The organism is Variovorax paradoxus, from assembly GCF_000834655.1.
GTDB classification, from domain to species: domain Bacteria; phylum Pseudomonadota; class Gammaproteobacteria; order Burkholderiales; family Burkholderiaceae_C; genus Variovorax; species Variovorax paradoxus_F.
In genome coordinates this window covers 316,575-335,443 of record NZ_JXQQ01000010.1, presented here as the reverse complement: position 1 = coordinate 335,443, position 18,869 = coordinate 316,575, and the positions used below count along the sequence as shown (strand labels likewise).

The following is an 18,869-nucleotide window of genomic DNA, read 5'->3' as shown; positions in this document are numbered from 1 at the left end:
ATCTCAAGCCGCGTTTGCTGCTTTGCCGTCGGCCGCGGCCGTGGCATTCATGCCTTTGGTGGATAACCGGATTGCCGCAGGAGGCGCGCCAGGTGCACGGCATTGCGCACCATGAGTTGCGTGGCATCCATGGTCGACTGGGGCACGGGCTTGAGTTCTCGGTACTCTTCGCCGCTGCGTGCCGCGCCCACCCAGTAAGCCATGGCGTTCGGCGCTAGCGAAAAACCCAGGTCGTTGAGCGCCTGATAGATCTCGCCGCCCACGTGGTGCGCCCCGTCTTCATTGCCGACCACGGCTGCGGCGCCCACCTTGCCGTAGGAGGGCATGCGCCCGTCGTCGCCGGTCTCGGCGATGAACGCGTCCATGCGCTCGAGCACGCGCTTGGCGACGCTGCTGGGCTGGCCGATCCAGATCGGGGAGCCGATGACCACGATATCCGCCGCCATCACCCGGGCACGCAGCGCGGGCCAATCGTCGCCGGGGCCCTCGTCGGAGCGCGTGCCGGGCAGGATGTTGTGTGAGGCAGCGTGCACGATGTCGGTCTCCACGCCGTGCGAGGCCAGCGCGTCGCGTATGTCACCGAGCATTGCGCCTGTGGAGGAGGGCAGTTGCGCGGGTTTCAGGCTGCAGTTGAATGCTACGGCGCGAAGGGGCGACGGCTGCGTCGCGGCGGTGGCGATCAGAGAAGACATGGGGCCGAGAGTTGCCAGCGTCTTCAGTGGCGCTTGAAGTACTGGACTTCGCGCTCGTGCTGTTGCGCTTGTGCTCTCGAATCGAAGGTGCCGAGGTTACGTCGCTTACCGGTCTTGGGGTCGGTCTTGCGGGAGTAAAGGCGATATTCGCCGGAGGCCAGTTTCCGGATCATTGGAGTCTCCTTGGCGGGGTGAAAATTAAATCTGCGTTGCACGCGTTGGCGGTCTTGTCGGACAGCTTCACTTCGCCCTGAAGGAAGGCCGAGAGAACCTTGTCAGAGCGCTGGTTCCAATGGTCGGGCCGTCGAGTTTGGGAGAACCCCTTTCGCCTGGTCAGGACGAGGTATGGAGCGGCCATTTTTTCTTTCTGCCGAGATTTCAACACGCGCAGCTCCCGCTTCGCATCAACGAGCCCGGCGAGATCAAGTTTGGTCTCAGTTCTAAAGGCGACAGGCCTTTGCGCCGGCTTTCACACGAGCCAGCGAATTGGCTCCGGCTCGGGTCGCATCCGTGCGCTGCGTCACCTACGCCGGCCGCCGGCATGGCCGAGTTGAAACGTTGGCTTGTCGAGGGCGGCCCCCCAGGTCCGGTGCGCGGCACGCATAAGCTCGGCACGCCGGCGTGGTCGCAGCACTGCCCCGAACCTGAGGCCTGACGCTCTTCGTCCCGCCGCCGGCCTGGAGGCAAAGGTGCGACCAAGAAGATGCCGCCTCGAGCGCGGCGTCCCGTCGAGCATCGCCAGTGCTGCGATCAGCGCGATGCAGCCGGGCGTGGCAGGCGAGCTCGTGGCTCGTTTGCCGCCGCCATCAGCACCTTGTCAAGCGCAGCCAGCGCGGCCGGATCCCGCTTCTTGAAAAAGTTGGGACCTGCAAGGGCATCCACCTGCCGGACAAATCTCCGAAAGTGTTCAGCCGGGCAACTTTGCCGCAAGCACGTCGACATCCTGAATGGACGGCGGCTCGGAAAACAAATCACCTGCCTGTGCCATCAGAGCCGCCGCAACCTTGCCGGACAGATGCGCCTGACGGCCTGTTTCATCCGGAAAGGCATCAAAGATTCCGAAGGTTGTCGGCCCAAGGCGAAGGCCAAACCAAGCGGTCGTGGCGGGCTCCTCCATCACGAGAGGAAGGCCACCCACGAGAAAATTTTCGACTTCTTTCTCTTTCCCGGGCTTCGCTTCCAGGCGAACGAACAACGCGACTGTGACCATGGCATGCTTCCTTTCGTTCAACGAAACGCGAACCGGTTGGTCGCATCGGGCAGATCAGTTTGCGCCGTTTGAATGGCCATGTCGCGAATTATTTCGTTCATCTCAGCTTTCGGCATCGAGCACCTTGGCTTCGACCAGCTCTGGCAGCATGCGTGGTAGTTCACGTCGACGGCCGATCCCTTGCCGAGAGTGGGGATGTTGTAGATGCGCAGGTCGAGCGTGTCGCCGTCGGGCTGCTCAACGGGCTACGCCAGTCCCAGCGATCCGCCTTGTCCCCACGGCAGCTTCACGCCTCATGGCAATACTCTAAAAATGGCAGTCACTAACCCACTTGCCAGCTCAACGAACGGTCGGTTGTGGCCGGAAGCAGGCTTCCAGAGTGCATCCTTGTGCTCTTGCCAAGGTTGGGGCAGCCTCTACTCTGATGATGCTGCCAAGCCCCTACGAATTGCTTTCTGGATCGAGCCTCAGATTACGATCCCACCTCGGTTGCGTCGGCCCAAGACGCGAGGGTCGGCTCCCCGATGGTGGTAGCCAGCAGCACCGACCAGACGCGCGGGACTTCGGGGGCTTTCAGCGTGTCAGTCGCCGAACTGGTCACCCAGTTCGATGGCGCGTGGTTGCACTGCCGCATCGGCGGACATGAGAACCACGACTTGCGCTTCGTTTTCCTAGGCCGAAACTCGGCCTTATCCCCTAGTTCGCTGCGCGACCGCACCGTGGCCACATCCTTGACGTCAACGCGCTCGGTGCGAGTCGTTGTCTCTTCTGTCGAAGCTTATCGGGCCGCTTCCGGCCAGCACCAGCAGGAGATCAAGGACGACATCGCCAATTACACGGATATCCAACCCGTTGTGCAGATCAGCGAGGTGGTCGTGGAGCGTTCGGGCGTTTGACCAAGGACAGGCTGGCAACGCGCTCAGGCAGAGGGGCGCGCATCTGATGTGTCAGGGAGATGAGGGAAGATTCAGCCCTCGCCGGTCAAATGATTTTTGTGCCCACCAAGTCCACGGTTTCTCGACCGCTGGAAGCAGGGTCGACGGCCGAAAGGATGTAGCCAAGCTTGTAGGCGGCCCGAAGAATGAATCCGTTTTCTTCATGCAGATCAAGTTTTCGGCGCACATTGTTTATGCAAACGTCGATCGTCCGATTCTTTGCGATGGGTGGCGGCACGTTCCACACGGATGTCCATAACCGGTCCCGACTGACAACCTCGCCGACGTTTTCAAACATTGTCTTGGCCAGGGTGAACTGCCGTGGTTGGAGGTGGATCGGGCGACCTCGATGCAGTACGACGTGCTCCGATTCAAGGAATTGGTAGCCGCCCCAACTGCCGTCTCGTTCATTGGGTTTTTGTGACTTGATTTGAGCGGCTTTCAGCAGTACGTCGATGCGCCACCCCAATTCGCGTTCCGACATCTCGGATGTGACGATGTCGATGAGCTGGCTGTCCGACGCTCTTGCATGGAGGTCAGGCCATTGAGATGCTTGGACAATGAGCATGACGGGCATGCGCAGCACTTCGCTGACAGAGTGCACGTTGTGCCAAGAAGTCTTTTCAGCGCGAAAGCTCGAAATGGCAAGGGTAAAACGCTGCCCGCAGGCAAGGGCACTCAGCAGGTCGAGAATGTCAGCGAAGTATTTCGGACAATGACCTAGTGCTTCGACCTTTCGCCCGAACTCACTGCGCAGGATTTCCAGATCATTAACGACGGCCACAGAAGACGGCTCTGCGAAGGAAATAACTTCTCCCTTTTTGTTGGATGGTGATGATGCGCAAAGGTAGGTGCGCGTGCGCCAAACCCCACGCCCGTTTCAAGCTTCTGGGGCAGCCCCACGGGAGCAAAACTGAGTCGGGCAACTTTGCCCCAATCCCTCAGGGCGGAGAAGTATCAGTTGTCCAATGATATTGCGGTGCAGGAGAACGCGTCTCATATCGTCTTATTACCGCTGCGGGGCAGATTCGGAAACATTTTGTACCGACGCCTTCCGCCATCTTTCTCGCCTGACCACCGTCAGGTCGCTGGATCTCTACGACGTCCAAAAACCGCTTCAGGCCTCGATTCATTTGACGAAATCCCCAACGTGCAGACGCTGCGTGCCGTCGGCTTGTTCGGCGCCGAACTGTTGACTCCGCCATCTGAAGATTCAGAGCAGCGAACGCAAGCCGCAATCGGGGTTCGCTGACACCCACAGGACGCGTCGCGTTAGAACGCCTGATAGATTGGGGCCTGACTAGTCCGGGCCATTGAGCGCTTCCAGGAAAGTCGCTTAAATCAAGCTCGATTGATCTGTCGACAAGCGCATCCGCGCCGCATCCGATGACGCAGCCATCAGCGGACTCGATCGCGGCCGAATTTCATGGTCTCGAACACACCGTCCCTTCGAACCCAGGCATGAAGAAGTGCGGCAGCAAAGTGCAGCAGGAACAACGCGAACAAAATGAACGCGAGCGCCCTGTGGGCTGCCCACAGCATGCTATGCAGCTCGGCGCTGGGTGGAGCGATCGGAGGCAGCCGAATCCCGGCTATGAAAACGGGATAGTCCGCGGCAGACAACATGGACCAACCCAGCAGCGGCATCGCGATCATCAGCACGTAGAACGCTGCGTGCGACAACCTTGCCGCGAGTTTCATTGGCTCGCTCATGTCCGCCGGCAACGGCGGTGCCCCCCTGCGCCAGCGCACGGCAAGACGCAGCAACGCGAGCGCAAGTATCACAACGCCCAACGGTTTGTGAATGCTCACCAGGAACAGGTAAGCGCCATCGATGGTGGACATCATCCCCACGCCAATGAACAGCATCGCAAGGATGCCAACCGCCATGGCCCAATGGAGCACACGTTGCAGAAGGGAGAATTTCATGCTGGAGCGGCTCATGGCTTGCCTTCGGACTGGATGCGCGGATAGTGTTCTGACTCTGCGGTGCGCCGGTCATAGGACAGGGCATACGCGGCCGATCGCGCTGCCGGGAACGGATCGTCGGAGGTGCGGATTCCCTTCGGCAGCACCGTGGGGTCGAAATTGATGTCGCGACACGGGCCATCGGCCTCGGGGACGATCCTGGTGACCACCAGCATGCCCGCATCGATCTGGCGACGATCGTCGGGCCAGACCTGGGTCGGGTCGGCGCTGGGATCGCCTGGATTGGCAAGAGTCAGGACCAGCTTCCATTTCTGCGGGGCGGCGGCGGTCCGTTCGGTAATGTCCTGGAAGAGGAAGTCAGGGTCACGCTTCTTCAAGTCCTCCGGTGGCACCGCCACCATGGCAGTCGTGGGAATGAAGGACCAACGCGCGACTTGATCGTGACCCTGCGCATTGGTGAACACGAAGCTGTTGAGGCTGTTGAAGCGATCCTGGGCGTAGGATTCGGCATAGGGCGCCGTGCTGGCCCATGCCCCGAACGCGCGCAGCGCGGGATGACTGGCCGCGAATTGCTTGGCCGGCGCTGGGTCCTGCTTGTTCGCATTGGCGCGCTGAAGCGCATAGAAATCGGCGGGCGTGGCGACGGGGAAGAACGGTGGATTGATCATTGCGGTGCGCCACTCCTGGCCATCCGGCGCCTGTATCCGCAGGCTCAGGCCGCGAACACGGCCGGTGCCATCACTCATGGTGGGAATCGGGCCGGCGAGATTGAAGCGCCCGGTGACGGGATAGGTGCCTACCTTGAAGAGCGGTGCCCGAGAAATCGCAACGGCCTCGCCATTTGCCTCAAAACTTCCGGCGAAGCAAATCCCCTTGGCATGGTTGCGCCGATATCCCTTGATGGCGCCGCCAGCTGGCGCGAGTGAGTCGACGATCTTTGCCGGTGTCAGACGCGCAGGCGTCAACCATCCGCCCGCATAGGCGAAGGCCAGAGCAGCAGCAATGACCAGACCAATGATTGCTGCCCAACGAACGCTGATCGGCAGCCCCGCAGGTGAATTGTCTTGGTGTTTTTTCATCGGTTTTTTCCATGGGCGCGGGCAGGGCGCCCCTTGAGTTTTCTAATGACGTGACCGTTCGATGGATCTGCGCATGCCCATGTGCATGCCATCGCAGTCGCTGCGTCCGACGTTAGTTCGCGAGCCGGTCCCCACGGGTTACACCCGCTTGATAATCGGTCGGCCGAATGTGTGAATGGTGAGAGCCCTTACCTCGGTCTTGACGGGGTGAGAGCGTCGGGGCCATCACAGCCGAGGCGTGTTGCTGGCGCTGTCGCGGGGCACGATGAAGGACACGTCTCTGCGCCCTCAGATCGCGCGGAAAGGCCGGCAAGCGAGCGCAGCGGCATTACAGAGGATGACGAGGCCGCCGCGGGAGATGGGGCTCACCCGTCTTCCGTCGAAAAGGAATCCAGGGCATCAGGCGGTCGCGGGCTTCAGGGCGGCCCGCGTGCTCGATCTGGACGCGACAACGGACAGTGCTGCCGCGACAAGCAAACTGAGTGCGACGCACAGCATGGTCGCAACCAGTGCCCTGGCCATGGACACCGGGCTGGGCGTGTCGCCTGCGACGGCGAAGAAGACGCCGCCCATGACTGCAACACCCAAGGCAGCGCTGATCTGCAAAGCCGAGTTGGTGATGCCGGCAATCATTCCGGAGCCGGTCGCCGGCGCCCGGTCTATCAGAGCACGCACGAGGGTCGGCAGCGCCCAACCTTGACCGAAGCCGATGAGCCCGACAGCGACCATCACCGCAAACTTGGGAGGCATGTGGGCGGGTGTGGCTGCCACCAAAGCGGCAAGGTAGAGGCATCCAGCTACTTCGAGCATCATGCCGATGACAGGAACCCACTTGCCGAATGCGCGGATGGCCAGCGGTGTCGTGAGCGGCCCGATGAAAAAGCCGACACCGCACGGCAGGAAGACCAAGCCTGCCGCACCGGGGCTCAGGCCGAGCCCTGATTGAAGGTAGACCGAGAAAAACAGAAAGAACGCAGAGACGACATAGAAGAAAAGGACGCCCGTCAGACCGCTCATCAGACCGGGCATGCGCAACAGATCCATGCTGACCAGCGGCACGCCACCGCGACGAGCGAGCGCAGTTTCGCATTGCCAAAAGCTGAAGCCGGCCACCGGCGAGGCAATGAGCATGGCAGCTGCCCACCATGGCCAACCGTGCTCGCGCCCTTCCACCAGGGGCACGATCAGCAAGCCCAGCGTGATGGCGCAAAGCAGAACGCCGACCTTGTCCACGGGCGCCGGATCATCGCCTCTGGCATTTGGCAAGAGCGGCAATCCACCCGCCAGGACAGCAACGACCACTGGCAGGTTGATCAGAAAGATGATGCGCCACTCCAGTTCAAACAGGTTCGCGGAGATCAGTGCGCCGCCCAGTACCTGCGCCACCACAGCTGCCAGCCCGATCGTTGCCGCGTACACACCGAGGGCACGAGACCGTTCATGGATCGGAAACAGGGCGTGGATGGACGCCAGGCCCTGCGGCGCCATCGCGGCGGCGCTCAGGCCTTGAAGGACCCGGCCCACCACAAGGATGAAAGGTGAAGTCGCGAGGCCGCACACCACCGATGCGAGACCGAAGCCGGCGATGCCGGCGAGGAAGATGTTGCGTCGGCCGAAGAGGTCACCGAGGCGCCCTCCGGTGATCAGAAAGACGGCATAGGCTGCTGCGTACCCGGAGATCACGAGTTGCAACTGCGCATCGCTGGTTTGAAGGTCGCCTTTGATGGACGGCAGGGCCACATTCACGATGAAGAAGTCCAGCGGGGGGAGGAACGCCCCCACCAGCAACACCGCAAACGCAAGCCAGCGGCGCCTGCCCGAAGTTGTCGCTTGCATCATGGTCTGTTGCAGCGCTGTTTGGTCAGTCAGCACGGCCCCAGCCTTCAGTCCCCACAGTGGGAACCCAGTCCTTGAGCGGCGTGGAGAAGTGCATCTCGAACGTGCGCTGCAGGAACGCCCAACGGCCGTCGCGGCGTTCAAAGACATCACGGTATTGACCGCTTGCCTGCAGCGGTCCCTGCTCGACGTGATAGAAAAGGCAGTCCGCCGCGACCGAGCCGGTCGCTGTGTCGCCGTCGATGGCAATGATGGCGTTTGCCATCCAGTGGTGCATGTGCGGCATGCGCTTCATGTTGACCCGCGCCTGCGCAAGAATGGCATCCAGTCCGTCCGAGTTCCCGTTGGCGCCCAGCAGGAGTCGGGAGTCGGGGTGCCACAGGCTTGCCAGCAACTCCATGTTCATGGTGTCGAACGCCTCCGCGTAGTTGGCGATCAATGCATCGATCGCAAAGCGGCTCTCGATCGCATCAAGGCGGGCTTCAATGGATTTGGACATTCACATTCTCCGATTGCGTGCGGTCAGTCCACCAGGACCAACTGGCACAAATAACATACCATTCGGTACAAAAATAGACCAATGATTGAGGCGTTCCCGTGATCGCGTTCGAAACGCGACATCTGCCGAAGGCTTGGCCGTCAAAGCCCGCAGCTCTGGAACCCCTCGTCCGATTTATATATCGAACGGTACAAATATAAGTGGGTCGGTGAGGTTCTGTCAATCGTGTGATTTCGGCCAGCGGTGGAATGCATCCAGCGGTGGAATGCATCCAGCGGGACCTCGGGGACAGCTCGGAGGCCACGGGGTTTCCGGCACGGCACGACGGTCTGCCGGACCCGTTCGCTGCGTGCAGGCACGGCGACGCTGGAGTCCGGCAGTGACGGACTGGGCGGAGGCAAGCAAAGCGGTGTACTCAGCCCCAGCGAAGGGCATGCGCCGTACCGGCCGACGGGTTTGCAGCGCAAAGGCTGTGGCGCGAATGGGCTGCCCCAGACCCTCCGCCGATCGCGGGCAGCGCCATCGCCCAAGCCTTGTCCGCGAATTATGTATCGACTAATATGTAATTTTATCCGCGGGGAAGTTTTGAATGGCTCAGCGAGGTCGACCTCGTACTTTTGATCGTGATCTTGCGCTCACCTCGGCAATGCATCTTTTCTGGGAGCATGGATTCGATGCGACGTCGCTCTCGCAACTCAAGGCGGCAATGGGCAAAGGCATTTCCGCGCCCAGCTTCTATGCAGCCTTCGAATCCAAGGAAGCGCTCTACAAGGAGGCGGTGGAGCTGTACCTGAAAAGCTATGGCGGCGTGACCCAGAGCCTGCACGACGGCTCGCTTCCGCCCAGGGAGGGTGTCTATCTTGCACTTCATCGCTCCGTCGAGATGCAGTACGGCGCTGGCCATCCCAAGGGATGCATGGTGGCGCTGGGTGTGATGGGCGCGAATTCACCAGGGAGCGAGACCATCACCGCGTTGTTGCAGGGCGTCCGCCAGCGCACGCGCGCAGGATTCCGTTCCTGCGTGGAACGCGGCATCAAGTCCGGAGAACTCCGCAAGACCACGAATGCGGTCGCGATGGCCGCTGCCTTTGATGGATTCTTCCTCGGAATCTCGGTCCTCGCCCGCGACCGCGTCCGACATTCGGATGTCCAAAAAGCTGTGTCCGAGTTGATGGGGATATGGGACGCCGCGGCAGCCCGGCCAGCTGAAGCCGCCTGAGTTTCGGCTTCGGCGCGGGATGGAGTAAATGCAGGGCCTGCGCCCGCGGCCTGTTCGGCAATTTCGGGCTCGCGCTCTCGGAGCGCGTTCCTTCGCTGAGCCTTCGACTTCGGACCTCACGCGGCTTGGCGAGGGGCGGAAAAGGCCATCGAGCCCGAGTCCGTCTGGCAGCGCTCCCGGTACCGTCACGTCGCGGCATAGACCCTGACACGGGCGCCCGATGCCAGGAATTCTCAGGGTTGAGCGCGTCGATGAAGCGGACGGAAGAACGCTTGGCCATCGCAATGCGCCTCGAGGTGAAAGCGGGCGAGGATTATTCGTCGTTCATGCCGAGGGATCACCCGGGGCCGTCGCTGGCGGCTGCGAGCAGGGGCACCAGCACGTCGCTGATCGGCGTCGGGATGCCGTGCGCTCGGCCGCGACGCGAGATGACGCCGTTGCGGATGTTCCATTCGAGTGGCCGGCCGGCCTCCCGATCCGCAAGGATCGAGGTGCCCATGTCGATGGGTAATGCCTGGAACTTCTCGAGGATCTCCTGCGGCGCGTCGTCGCCGAGTTCAGCACCCTCCGCGCGGGCCACGGCCAAGCATTCCCGCCCGTACGCGAGGGCGAGGTCGGCAACGTCCGGGCGACCGAACATGCCGGAGCGCCGGTGTGCGAGCACCATGAGTCCCGCCATCGCGTTCTGCAGCAGCTTGCGCCAGGCGAGCGCGCCGAAGTTGGCGGCCAGTTCCACGGCGCACCAGGTGCCTCGCAGCGCCTCAGCCACCACGCGAGAGGCGAGCGTATCTGGCAGGCTGAGTCGAACGTCGCCGCGCAAGCGCACCACGCCATCGGGTTGCGTCTGGGCAGGAAACCACACGACGGCGGGAACGATGCGCGCGGGTGGGGAATGCGCGGCGACCCTTTCCGATTGTTCAACCCCGTTCTGCAGGACGCAGACGACCGTGTCCGGACCGCTCAACGCCCAGAGCCATTCCGCGGCTGCGTCGATCTGCGTGTCCTTGACAGCGAGAAAGACGAGATCGACCTTGCGATCGATGCGTGCGGCGTCGGTCTGCACCGGCCCGGGTACGGCGATGAGCCGATCGTCATCCTGCAGTGTCAGGCGATCTCGGGGTGTGCGGCCGCACAGCAGCGGCGTGCGGCCGACGTCGTGCAGTGCCGCCGCTACCGTGGCCCCGATGGCGCCCGGGCCCACGACAGCAATGGCGCCGGCGAACTGTGTGGTCATGGAACTCCTTTCACTCGAGGCGAGGCAACTGCTCGACTCATATTGCGTTCTTTGAACGCGTCTCGTAATATATTACGAATGACAAGACAAAATGGTAATGGAGTTTCAGATCACGAGGGGCGGCTTGGTGAGTGGATCGGGAGCATCCAGGCCCGCAGCGGCGATCTCGCCGCGAGTGAAGCGAAGGTCGTCGCACTTTTGCTCGCCGATCCATTGTTCGTCGGCGCCAGCACCACCGCGCAGGTCGCCGCACGTGCGGGCGTTTCGCCGCCGAGCGTCATCCGCGCTGCACGCGCGATCGGGTTCGGCGGGTTCACCGAGCTCAAGATCGAGATCGCTCGGGCCCGCGGCACCACCCGTTTCTTCGCGCCTCCTGAAGCGCTCACCGCGGGCGCGACGCTGTCTGCCGTGCTGGAAACCTCCATCCGCGCAGGCAGCGATGCACTGACTGCGCTTGGCGGGGCCATCGAACTGTCCGCACTCGACAACGCGGTCGGGTCGATCCAGCGCGCGCGGCAGGTCATCGCGTTCGGTGCTGGTACGTCGGCGACGGTCGCCGCCGACGCGGTCTTCCGGCTTCGCGCGGTCGGCGTGACGACCATCAGCATTCCGGACTATCTGTCGGCAATGATCGCGACGCGATTGCTCGGCCCGGGCGATGTCGTCATCGCCGTCAGTTCGACCGGGCGCACCTCTACCACGCTCGCCATCGCCGACGCGGCGTCATCGGCCGGGGCGTCGCTCATCGCGATCACCAACCAGTACGGCACACCCCTGGCGAGCCTCGCGGATATCGCGCTCGTCGTCGGCGGTGCGCCGCTGCCCGCGCAAATGGCTGCCGCAGGGAGTCGGTTGGCCCAGCTCGTTGTCATTGACGCACTGGTCGCCGCCATCGCCCTGCGCGACCCGGAACGGAGCCGCCGGGCCGAGCGGGCAGGCATCGATCTGCCCGACATCGCCTGATGCAGCCGCGCACCGTCGCGATCGTGCTCGCCGCGGCCGTCGCGCATGCGGTGTGGAACCTGGCCTCGAAGTACAAGCGGGCGGACACCGTGCTGTTTGTCTGGGCCTACACCTGCGCCTCGGCGGTGCTGTGCGTCCCGATCGCAATCGCGCTCATGGCCAGCGGGGAGCAAGCGCTCGATTGGCGGTTTGCGGCAGGTGCAGCCATCTCGGCTGCGCTGCACCTCGCATATTCCCTGACTTTGCAAGCCGGCTACGACCGCGCCGAACTGGGGGTGGTCTATCCGGTCGCGCGTGGCACAGGGCCGATTCTGACGATGCTGTTCGCTCTCTTCCTTCTGGGAGAACGGCTCACCGCATTCGCGATGCTCGGCGCGCTGCTTGTCATTGCGGGCATCCTCGTGACCACGGGCAACCCGTTCAGGGTGGGGAGTCGCCGCTCGCTGCAGGGAATGATGTGGGGCACCGCGACGGGCGCCACCATCGCCGGCTACACGCTCTGGGACAGCTATGCGGTGACCTCCATGCACTTGGCGCCGGTGAGCTACTACGCCGGCACATTGGCGCTGCAGAGCTTGATACTGACCCCGAACGCGCTGCGCAGGCGGCACCGGGTCCGCGCCGCCCTCCGTGCCGACGTCGTGCCGATCGTCGTCGTGGCTGTCTTCTCCCCCTTGGCCTACATGCTCGTCCTCCACGCCATGCTGGACGCGCCGGTGGCGCTTGTGGCGCCGCTGCGTGAGTCATCCATTGTCATCGGCTCTCTACTCGCATGCCGGCTTTTCGGCGAGGATCATCTCGTGCGCCGGACTGTCGGGGCGGTGGTCGTGCTCGTCGGAGTCGCGGCGATCAGTCTTTGACGTGTGCGTGCAGCCAACCCATGAGCGTCGCTCGCTGACTGGGATTCCCATCCGGGCCGCGCAAGGCGACCACCTGTCGAAAGCAACCGGACATTACAGGGTCGGTGGCCGATGGCCTTGCCACGGTCAGCGGAAATCTAGGTTCGGAGGGTCAGGGAGCCCCAACTTTTGAGGTCTGTGAGGATCGTTTGAGAGTCAGGGCCGGATGGCCAAGACGCAGTGACGATCGACAAGGGGCCGGCAGATCGGCGAAACAATCGATTTCAGATTTGCGGAAATCGTGACGATACGTAACAATTAGCCTACAAAAACAACTGATTGCCCCCGAGGAGACGCTCTTCACGAACGAACCTGTCGTCAGGCGCCGCCCACTTCTTTGTACTAACTTGCTGCCCAGGCTGGCGTTTGGGTGGCCTTGCCATGAACCGCACCCACCGCATCGTCTTCAACCGCCGCACCGGCGCCTGCCAGGCCGTTTCCGAAACCGCGAAGTCATCGGGCGGGGGGCGTTCGGCACTCGGTTGCGCCTTGATCGCCGGCGCGGCGCTGCTCGCGTCGGCCGTATCGCCGTCTGTTCATGCGCAAGGTGCTCCGCAAGCCTACTGGCAGAGCCCCCTGTCCGGCGCGTGGTTCGATGCGGACAACTGGCGCGATGCTGTGGTGCCGACCAGCGCACACGACGCCCTCATCGACGCCATTGGCTTGGTGCAGATCGCGGGAAGCGGCACCAACGCCGGGGCCAATCAACTGGTCGTTGGCCTGGCCGTCCCAAGCACCATGTCCGTGACAAACGGCGGAACGCTCACCGCCGTCAGGGCGTACCTTGGGTTCGGTGCTGCAGCAGGTTCGCTGCTGGTCGACGGCGCGAATTCGGTGTTCAGCGCGACGTCCGGGCTGCTCTTGGGCTACAGATCGGCAGGCACGCTGACGGTGCGCAACGGCGGCACGGTTCGCGCCAGCTCGATCGAACTCGGGCCCCAGGCCGGTGGACAGGGCACTCTGAATCTCGAGGTCGGCGGCACGGTGGAGACCGGTGGGGCATCCGGGCTGGTGCCGGCTGTAGGCGCAGGGGCCACCGGCGCCTTCAACTGGACCGGCGGCACGCTGCGGGTGGTCGGCAGCACGCTCGTGAGCGGCATGGATGCGACGCTCGGCGGCACGGGCTCCACGCTGGACACCAACGGCTTCGACGCGACGCTCTCGGGCGTGCTCTCGGGCAGCGGCGCGCTCACCAAGACCGGCGCGGGAACGCTCGTGCTCTCGGGCGTGAATACCTATGGCGGCGGGACCACTGTCACCGGCGGCGTGGTGTCGATCAACAACGCCTCGGCACTGGGGAGCGGCGCTATGTCGATCGGCAATGCCGAGTTGCGCGCCACCAGTTCGATGGACCTGGCCACCTCCCTGAACCTCAGCGGCCCGGCCACGGTGTCGGCGGTCAACGGCGTGACCCTGCGGCTCACGGGCTCGATCGGGTTCACCCGCGACCTGACCATCGGCGGCACGGGCCGCGCGGGCACCGTGGAAATCGCCAGCACCGGTGGCGTCGCCTCGCCCACCAGCAATCTTGTTGTCGCTGCCGGCACCGCGCGTGCGGGCAGCGGCGTCCTGTCGATCCTGACGAACATCGCGGCTTCCACGACGGTGGCTTCGGGGGCCGTGCTGGACATGAACGACAACACCGGCTTCGCCGTGAAAAACCTGCAGGGCGCAGGCATCGTGCGCACAGGCGCACTGGACACGACGGTGCTGCGCGTGGACGCCGGCGACTTCTCCGGCTCGATTCAAGGCACCGGCGCGTTCCAGAAGACCGGCACCGGCACCCTCGCGCTGCGAGGGGCCAGCACCTACCAAGGCAACACGGGCGTCGCCGGCGGCACGCTCCTGCTGGCGGGTGCTGGCGCGCTGCCCACCACCAGCGCGCTCAATGTGCTTAGCGGCGCGACCTTCGATGCCACCGCCATCGACGCTGCGGGCGTGACGCTCAGCACGCTGTCCGGCGGCGGCGCGGTGCTGATGGGCACGAAGTCGCTCACGCTGTCCGGCGCCCTGAGCGGCGTCTTCAGCGGCACCATCAGCGGAAGCGGTGCGCTGTTCAAGACCGGCACGGGCGCACTGACCCTCGCCGGCGCCAATGCCTACCTGGGCGGCACGACGATCTCGGGCGGCACGCTGGCCCTGGCGGACGCGGGCTCGCTCGCCAACGCCAGCGCGGTGAGCGTGGCCAGCGGCGCTACATTCAACATCGCGGGCCTCACCACCGGCGGCACCGCAATCGGCAGGCTGACGGGCAACGGCAGCGTGCTCCTGGGCACCAAGACGCTCACGACCGGCATTGCGGCCGACACCGTCTTCGATGGCGACCTCCAGGGCACGGGCGGGCTGGTGAAGCAGGGCGGCGGCACCTTCTTCCTGAACGGCGCGAACACATACACGGGCGCGACCACCGTGCAGGCCGGCCGCCTGTCCGTGGGCAGCACCGCCGCCGACAGCGGCGCGCGCATCGCGGGCGCGGTCGACGTCGCATCGGGCGCCACGCTCAGCGGTTTCGGCAGCATCGGCGGTAACGTGACCATCGACGGCGGCGCGCACCTCGCGCCCGGCGACCCCGCAGCGGGCAACGGCATCGGCACGCTGCGCATCGAGGGTGACCTGGCACTGAACACCGGCAGCCAACTCGACTTCGACATCGGTGCGCCGAGCGGCACCGCGTCCGTGCCGGGCCAGAGCGACAACGTCGAGGTCGGCGGCAACCTGTCGATCGCCGCGTCCACGCTGAACGTGCGCAACGCGGGCGGCATGGGGCCGGGCCTGTACAACCTATTCAAGTGGGGGGGCTCGCTGTCGGTCACCGGCGGCGGCTTCGCACCGCCTGCTGGCATGACGCTGCAGACGCTGGTGGGCAGCAAGCAGATCAACCTCATCACCGGCGCCGGCTATACGCTGAACTTCTGGAACGGCAATGGCCTGGCGAGCCCGTCGCAAATGGGCGGCGGCGACGGCACCTGGTCGGCCACGTCGCCCACCTGGGCCGACGAGACCGGTGTGGCGAGCGGGCCGCTGCAGCCGCAGCCGGGCTTCGCGATCTTTGGCGGCGCGGCCGGCAACGTGACGGTCAGCACCGCCAACGGCGCGGTCACCGCGAGCGGCATGCAGTTCGCGAGCGACGGCTACCGGCTCACGGGAGACACGATCACGCTGGTGGCCGATGCCGGCCACCCCGCGCCGGTGGAGGTGCGCGTGGGCGACGGCAGCTCGGCGAGCGCAGGCTGGAATGCGAACATCGCCAACGTCATCGCGGGCACCGACGGCCTCGCCAAGACCGGCGCGGGCACGCTCGTGCTCAGCGGTGCAAACACCTACAGCGGCGGCACCACCGTGCGCGGCGGCACGTTGCAGGTGGCGGCCGACAACAACCTGGGCGTTGCGAGCGGCGGCCTTGCACTCGACGGCGGTACGCTGCGCGCGACGAGCGGCTTCGCATCGAGCCGGGCCGTCTCGCTCGGCGCGGGCGGTGGCGGCTTCGATGTCGACCTGATCCAGACGCTGCGCCTGAACGGCACGGTCTCGGGCGACGGCGGGCTGGTGAAGACCGGGGAGGGCACGCTCGTGCTCGGCGCTGCCAACAGCTACGGCGGCGGCACAGCCGTGAACGCGGGCTCGCTCGAAGCGGCGGTGAGCGACGCGCTCGGCACCGGCCCGGTGTCGGTGGGGACCGGCGCCGCGCTGATCTTCAGCGGCAACGCGCAGGCCGGCGCGCAGACCATCACCGCAGCCGAGCGCACATCGCCCACGGTCAACGCGGGGCAGGTGCTGTTTCGCGACAACGCGTCAGCAGGCAACGCGCGCTTCGTGCTGAACACCGATTCGGTGGCCGAATTCGGCGGTGCGTCCACCGCCGGGAACGGTGTCTTCGAGAACCGCGGCGGCCGCACGGATTTCGTCGCCAATGCCACCGCGGGCAAGGCCACCATCACCAACTTCGCAAATGGCCAGATCAACCTGCTGGACGACGCGAGCGCCGGACAGGCCACCTTCATCAACAAGAGCGGCGGCCTGATCGACGTGTTCGACAACGCCACCGCCGACCAGGCCACCGTGGTCAACGAGGCCGGCGCGCGGCTGCGCATCCGATCGGCGGCCACCGGCTTCGGCATCGGCGCGCTCTCGGGCGCGGGCGACGTGATCCTCGGCGCGAAGGCGCTGACCACCGGCGCGCTGAACGCCGACACCGTTGTCTCGGGCGTGATCTCGGGCGCGGGTGGCTCGCTGGTGAAGGTGGGCACCGGCGCGCTCACACTGTCGGGCGCCAATACTTACACGGGCGGCACCGCGCTGCGCCAGGGCCGCTTGAACGTCGCGCACAGCCAGGCGCTGGGCACCGGCGCGCTCACGATGGACGATGACACCACGCTGGGCTTCGGCGCCGACGGCCTCACGATCGCCAACGCGATCCGGCTGACCGGGAAGAACGATCCGGTCATCGACACCGGCGCGTTCAACGGCACGTTGAGCGGCGGCATCAGCGGCGGCGGCTTCGTCACCAAAGAGGGAACAGGCACGCTGACGCTGCTGGGCGCCAACACATACAGCGGTTCCACGAATGTGGCGCAGGGCACGCTGCGCGCGGGTGCGGCCGACACGCTCAGCGCGAGCTCGGCGCACAGCGTAGCCACGGGCGCGACGCTGGACCTCGCAGGCTTCAGCCAGACGGTCGCCTCGCTTGCCAACGGCGGTACTGTTTCGCTCATGGGTGCTGCGCCGGGCACAACGCTCACGGTCAACGGCAACTATGTCGGCAACAACGGCGTGTTGAAGTTGGGCACGGCGCTGAACGCGACGGGCCCGTCGGACCGGCTCGTGATCAACGGTGGCGCAGCCAGCGGAAGGACCAGCGTGCAGTTCGCCAACCTCGGCGGACTGGGCGCGCTCACGGGCGGCAACGGCATCGAGGTGATCACCGCGCAAAACGGCGGGACCACCACCGCGCAGACGACCAAGGATGCGTTTTCGCTCGCGGGTGGGCAGGTGAACGCGGGTGCCTACGAGTACCGCCTCTACGCCGCGGACGCGAGCGGCGCGGGCGAGAACTGGTACCTGCGCTCCAGCATTCCCGGCGCCACGCCGCCCACAATCCCTGGTGCGCCCGATGCGCCTGCGGTGCCCGTCATCACCTATCGCGCCGAAGCCTCGCTCTATGAGGCGCTGCCGAACCAGTTGCGTCTGGGCAACCTCGCGATGCTGGGAGATCTCCGCAAGCGCGTGGGCGACGACGACGTGAAGGGCACGGCCACCGCGCCGACCGGTCCGGACCGGCGTGCGTGGGCACGCGTGCTCTCGACCGATCTCGACATCCAGCAAGGCGGCACGGTGTCGCCGACGAGCAAGGGACGCCTCACAGGCTTCCAGGCCGGCACGGACCTGCTGGCCACGTCGAACGTGCGCGCCGGCCTTTACGTCGGCCAGCTCGATGGCGACGCGAGCGTCAACGGCTTTGCGAGCGGTGTGAACAACCTGCGCACCGGCCGCACCGACCTGCGAAGCCAGTATGTCGGTGTGTACGGCACCTACACCGGCGAGAGCGGCTTTTATGCGGATGCGGTCGTGCAGTCAGGGCGCCATCGCTACACGGTGCAAACGAACATCGGCACCGCTGCCGAAGGCAAGGGCAACAGCCTGCTGGGTTCGATCGAAGTCGGTCAATCCTTCGCACTGGGTGCAAGCGGCTGGAGCGTCGAGCCGCAGCTGCAGCTGATCCACCAGCGACTGGACCTGGGCAACTCGACCATCCTCGGTGCCGTCGTGCAACCCGATGCCGACAGCGGCTGGATCGCGCGTGCCGGTGTTCGTGTGAAGGGCCAGGTCGACACTGGCATGGGCGCGCTTCAACCGTACGGCCGCTTCAATGTCTACAGGACCTCAAGCGGCACCGACGTTGCGCGCTTCCTGAACGGCACGACGCGCAGCGGCATCGAGGCGCCCACCGGCGGCACGAGCACCGAGCTTGCAGGAGGCTTCACGCTGGCTGTTGGCCAGACGACCAGCCTCTATGGCGAGATCGGAAAGCTCTGGTCGTCGGGCGGCGATGCGAAGGTCAAGAGCTCGATCAACGGATCGGTCGGTGTGCGCGTGAGGTGGTGACGGGCGCGCAGCAACGCACGACTCGCCGGGCGCTCAGCGCTGCGCCGCCTCGACGCTCACGTGGATGCTCTCTGAGGTGGTCGCGCGCGGCGGCTCGGGCGACGCCTATGTCTGCGACCAGCCCTGAGGAGCAGTTCGCGGCCCTCTAAAGAAGTCGCGCTGTTTTTTCTCGTACCTGATAAATCGCAGCCTTACTGCCTTCTACCCACGTTCCGCCACCGAATGTGGTGCCCCCTTGCCACTTCATGGGGCAGCTGTCAGTGCGCTGAGTC

The 18,869-nt window shown here is 64.9% G+C and carries 14 protein-coding genes; 5 read left to right on the top strand and 9 right to left on the bottom strand.

The genetic code is table 11. The features are described from left to right. Nucleotides 1–47: 47 nt before the first annotated feature. The 3 genes from RT97_RS06200 to RT97_RS06195 all read right to left on the bottom strand — a co-directional run bounded on the left by RT97_RS06200 (nt 48) and on the right by RT97_RS06195 (nt 1,902). Nucleotides 48–692 carry a flavodoxin family protein gene (locus RT97_RS06200; protein ID WP_042577858.1) on the bottom strand — a complete coding sequence of 215 codons (645 nt, stop codon included), beginning with the start codon at nt 690–692 and terminating at the stop codon, nt 48–50. 23 nt (nt 693–715) lie between these two features. Beyond that, nucleotides 716–865 (bottom strand): hypothetical protein, encoded by a 150-nt coding sequence (locus RT97_RS33055; protein ID WP_155403744.1) that lies wholly within the window; start codon nt 863–865, stop codon nt 716–718. A gap of 734 nt (nt 866–1,599) precedes the next feature. Continuing rightward, nucleotides 1,600–1,902, bottom strand: a complete 303-nt coding sequence (locus tag RT97_RS06195; RefSeq protein ID WP_042577857.1) for a putative quinol monooxygenase — start codon at nt 1,900–1,902, stop codon at nt 1,600–1,602. A gap of 524 nt (nt 1,903–2,426) precedes the next feature. Between RT97_RS06195 and RT97_RS33755 the strand changes: the two genes are divergently transcribed. Continuing rightward, nucleotides 2,427–2,798, top strand: a complete 372-nt coding sequence (locus tag RT97_RS33755; RefSeq protein ID WP_253278154.1) for a hypothetical protein — start codon at nt 2,427–2,429, stop codon at nt 2,796–2,798. Nucleotides 2,799–2,883: 85 nt separating this feature from the next. Here RT97_RS33755 and RT97_RS06185 read toward each other — a convergent pair whose 3' ends face one another. The 5 genes from RT97_RS06185 to RT97_RS06165 form a co-directional block, all read right to left on the bottom strand. Continuing rightward, complete coding sequence (locus RT97_RS06185) at nt 2,884–3,621, bottom strand: winged helix-turn-helix domain-containing protein (protein WP_042577856.1); 738 nt, start codon at nt 3,619–3,621, stop codon at nt 2,884–2,886. A gap of 614 nt (nt 3,622–4,235) precedes the next feature. Then, nucleotides 4,236–4,781 carry a cytochrome b gene (locus tag RT97_RS06180; RefSeq protein ID WP_042577855.1) on the bottom strand — a complete coding sequence of 182 codons (546 nt, stop codon included), beginning with the start codon at nt 4,779–4,781 and terminating at the stop codon, nt 4,236–4,238. Then, on the bottom strand, nt 4,778–5,845 hold the full coding sequence (locus tag RT97_RS06175; RefSeq protein ID WP_042577854.1) for a catalase family peroxidase: 1,068 nt from the start codon (nt 5,843–5,845) through the stop codon (nt 4,778–4,780). The genes RT97_RS06180 and RT97_RS06175 overlap by 4 nt, the downstream gene beginning before the upstream one ends. A 399-nt stretch (nt 5,846–6,244) precedes the next feature. Further along, nucleotides 6,245–7,681, bottom strand: coding sequence for an MFS transporter (locus tag RT97_RS06170; protein WP_042577935.1), 1,437 nt, complete (start codon nt 7,679–7,681; stop codon nt 6,245–6,247). A 25-nt stretch (nt 7,682–7,706) separates the two neighbouring features. Beyond that, on the bottom strand, nt 7,707–8,180 hold the full coding sequence (locus RT97_RS06165; protein WP_042577853.1) for a nuclear transport factor 2 family protein: 474 nt from the start codon (nt 8,178–8,180) through the stop codon (nt 7,707–7,709). Nucleotides 8,181–8,769: 589 nt separating this feature from the next. On the opposite strand from RT97_RS06165, the gene RT97_RS06160 reads away from it, so the two are divergent. Then, nucleotides 8,770–9,399, top strand: coding sequence for a TetR/AcrR family transcriptional regulator (locus RT97_RS06160; RefSeq protein ID WP_042577852.1), 630 nt, complete (start codon nt 8,770–8,772; stop codon nt 9,397–9,399). A gap of 337 nt (nt 9,400–9,736) precedes the next feature. On the opposite strand, the gene RT97_RS06155 is transcribed toward RT97_RS06160, so the two are convergent. After that, nucleotides 9,737–10,633 carry an oxidoreductase gene (locus RT97_RS06155; RefSeq protein WP_042577851.1) on the bottom strand — a complete coding sequence of 299 codons (897 nt, stop codon included), beginning with the start codon at nt 10,631–10,633 and terminating at the stop codon, nt 9,737–9,739. Nucleotides 10,634–10,711: 78 nt separating this feature from the next. On the opposite strand from RT97_RS06155, the gene RT97_RS06150 reads away from it, so the two are divergent. The 3 genes from RT97_RS06150 (at nt 10,712) to RT97_RS32035 (ending at nt 18,597) form a co-directional block, all read left to right on the top strand. Continuing rightward, nucleotides 10,712–11,596 carry a MurR/RpiR family transcriptional regulator gene (locus RT97_RS06150; protein WP_042577850.1) on the top strand — a complete coding sequence of 295 codons (885 nt, stop codon included), beginning with the start codon at nt 10,712–10,714 and terminating at the stop codon, nt 11,594–11,596. Next, nucleotides 11,596–12,456, top strand: a complete 861-nt coding sequence (locus tag RT97_RS06145) for an EamA family transporter (RefSeq protein ID WP_042577849.1) — start codon at nt 11,596–11,598, stop codon at nt 12,454–12,456. The genes RT97_RS06150 and RT97_RS06145 overlap by 1 nt, the downstream gene beginning before the upstream one ends. Before the next feature lie 420 nt (nt 12,457–12,876). Next, complete coding sequence (locus RT97_RS32035; RefSeq protein WP_052810580.1) at nt 12,877–18,597, top strand: autotransporter outer membrane beta-barrel domain-containing protein; 5,721 nt, start codon at nt 12,877–12,879, stop codon at nt 18,595–18,597. Nucleotides 18,598–18,869: the final 272 nt, after the last annotated feature.

Bases quoted from the DNA above. Each gene is read 5' to 3' on its own strand.
- RT97_RS06200 (WP_042577858.1), bottom strand. From the start codon at position 692: ATGTCTTCTCTGATCGCCACCGCCGCGACGCAGCCGTCGCCCCTTCGC.
- RT97_RS33055 (WP_155403744.1), bottom strand. From the start codon at position 865: ATGATCCGGAAACTGGCCTCCGGCGAATATCGCCTTTACTCCCGCAAG.
- RT97_RS06195 (WP_042577857.1), bottom strand. From the start codon at position 1,902: ATGGTCACAGTCGCGTTGTTCGTTCGCCTGGAAGCGAAGCCCGGGAAA.
- RT97_RS33755 (WP_253278154.1), top strand. From the start codon at position 2,427: ATGGTGGTAGCCAGCAGCACCGACCAGACGCGCGGGACTTCGGGGGCT.
- RT97_RS06180 (WP_042577855.1), bottom strand. From the start codon at position 4,781: ATGAGCCGCTCCAGCATGAAATTCTCCCTTCTGCAACGTGTGCTCCAT.
- RT97_RS06175 (WP_042577854.1), bottom strand. From the start codon at position 5,845: ATGAAAAAACACCAAGACAATTCACCTGCGGGGCTGCCGATCAGCGTT.
- RT97_RS06170 (WP_042577935.1), bottom strand. From the start codon at position 7,681: ATGCAAGCGACAACTTCGGGCAGGCGCCGCTGGCTTGCGTTTGCGGTG.
- RT97_RS06165 (WP_042577853.1), bottom strand. From the start codon at position 8,180: ATGTCCAAATCCATTGAAGCCCGCCTTGATGCGATCGAGAGCCGCTTT.
- RT97_RS06160 (WP_042577852.1), top strand. From the start codon at position 8,770: ATGGCTCAGCGAGGTCGACCTCGTACTTTTGATCGTGATCTTGCGCTC.
- RT97_RS06155 (WP_042577851.1), bottom strand. From the start codon at position 10,633: ATGACCACACAGTTCGCCGGCGCCATTGCTGTCGTGGGCCCGGGCGCC.
- RT97_RS06150 (WP_042577850.1), top strand. From the start codon at position 10,712: ATGACAAGACAAAATGGTAATGGAGTTTCAGATCACGAGGGGCGGCTT.
- RT97_RS06145 (WP_042577849.1), top strand. From the start codon at position 11,596: ATGCAGCCGCGCACCGTCGCGATCGTGCTCGCCGCGGCCGTCGCGCAT.
- RT97_RS32035 (WP_052810580.1), top strand. From the start codon at position 12,877: ATGAACCGCACCCACCGCATCGTCTTCAACCGCCGCACCGGCGCCTGC.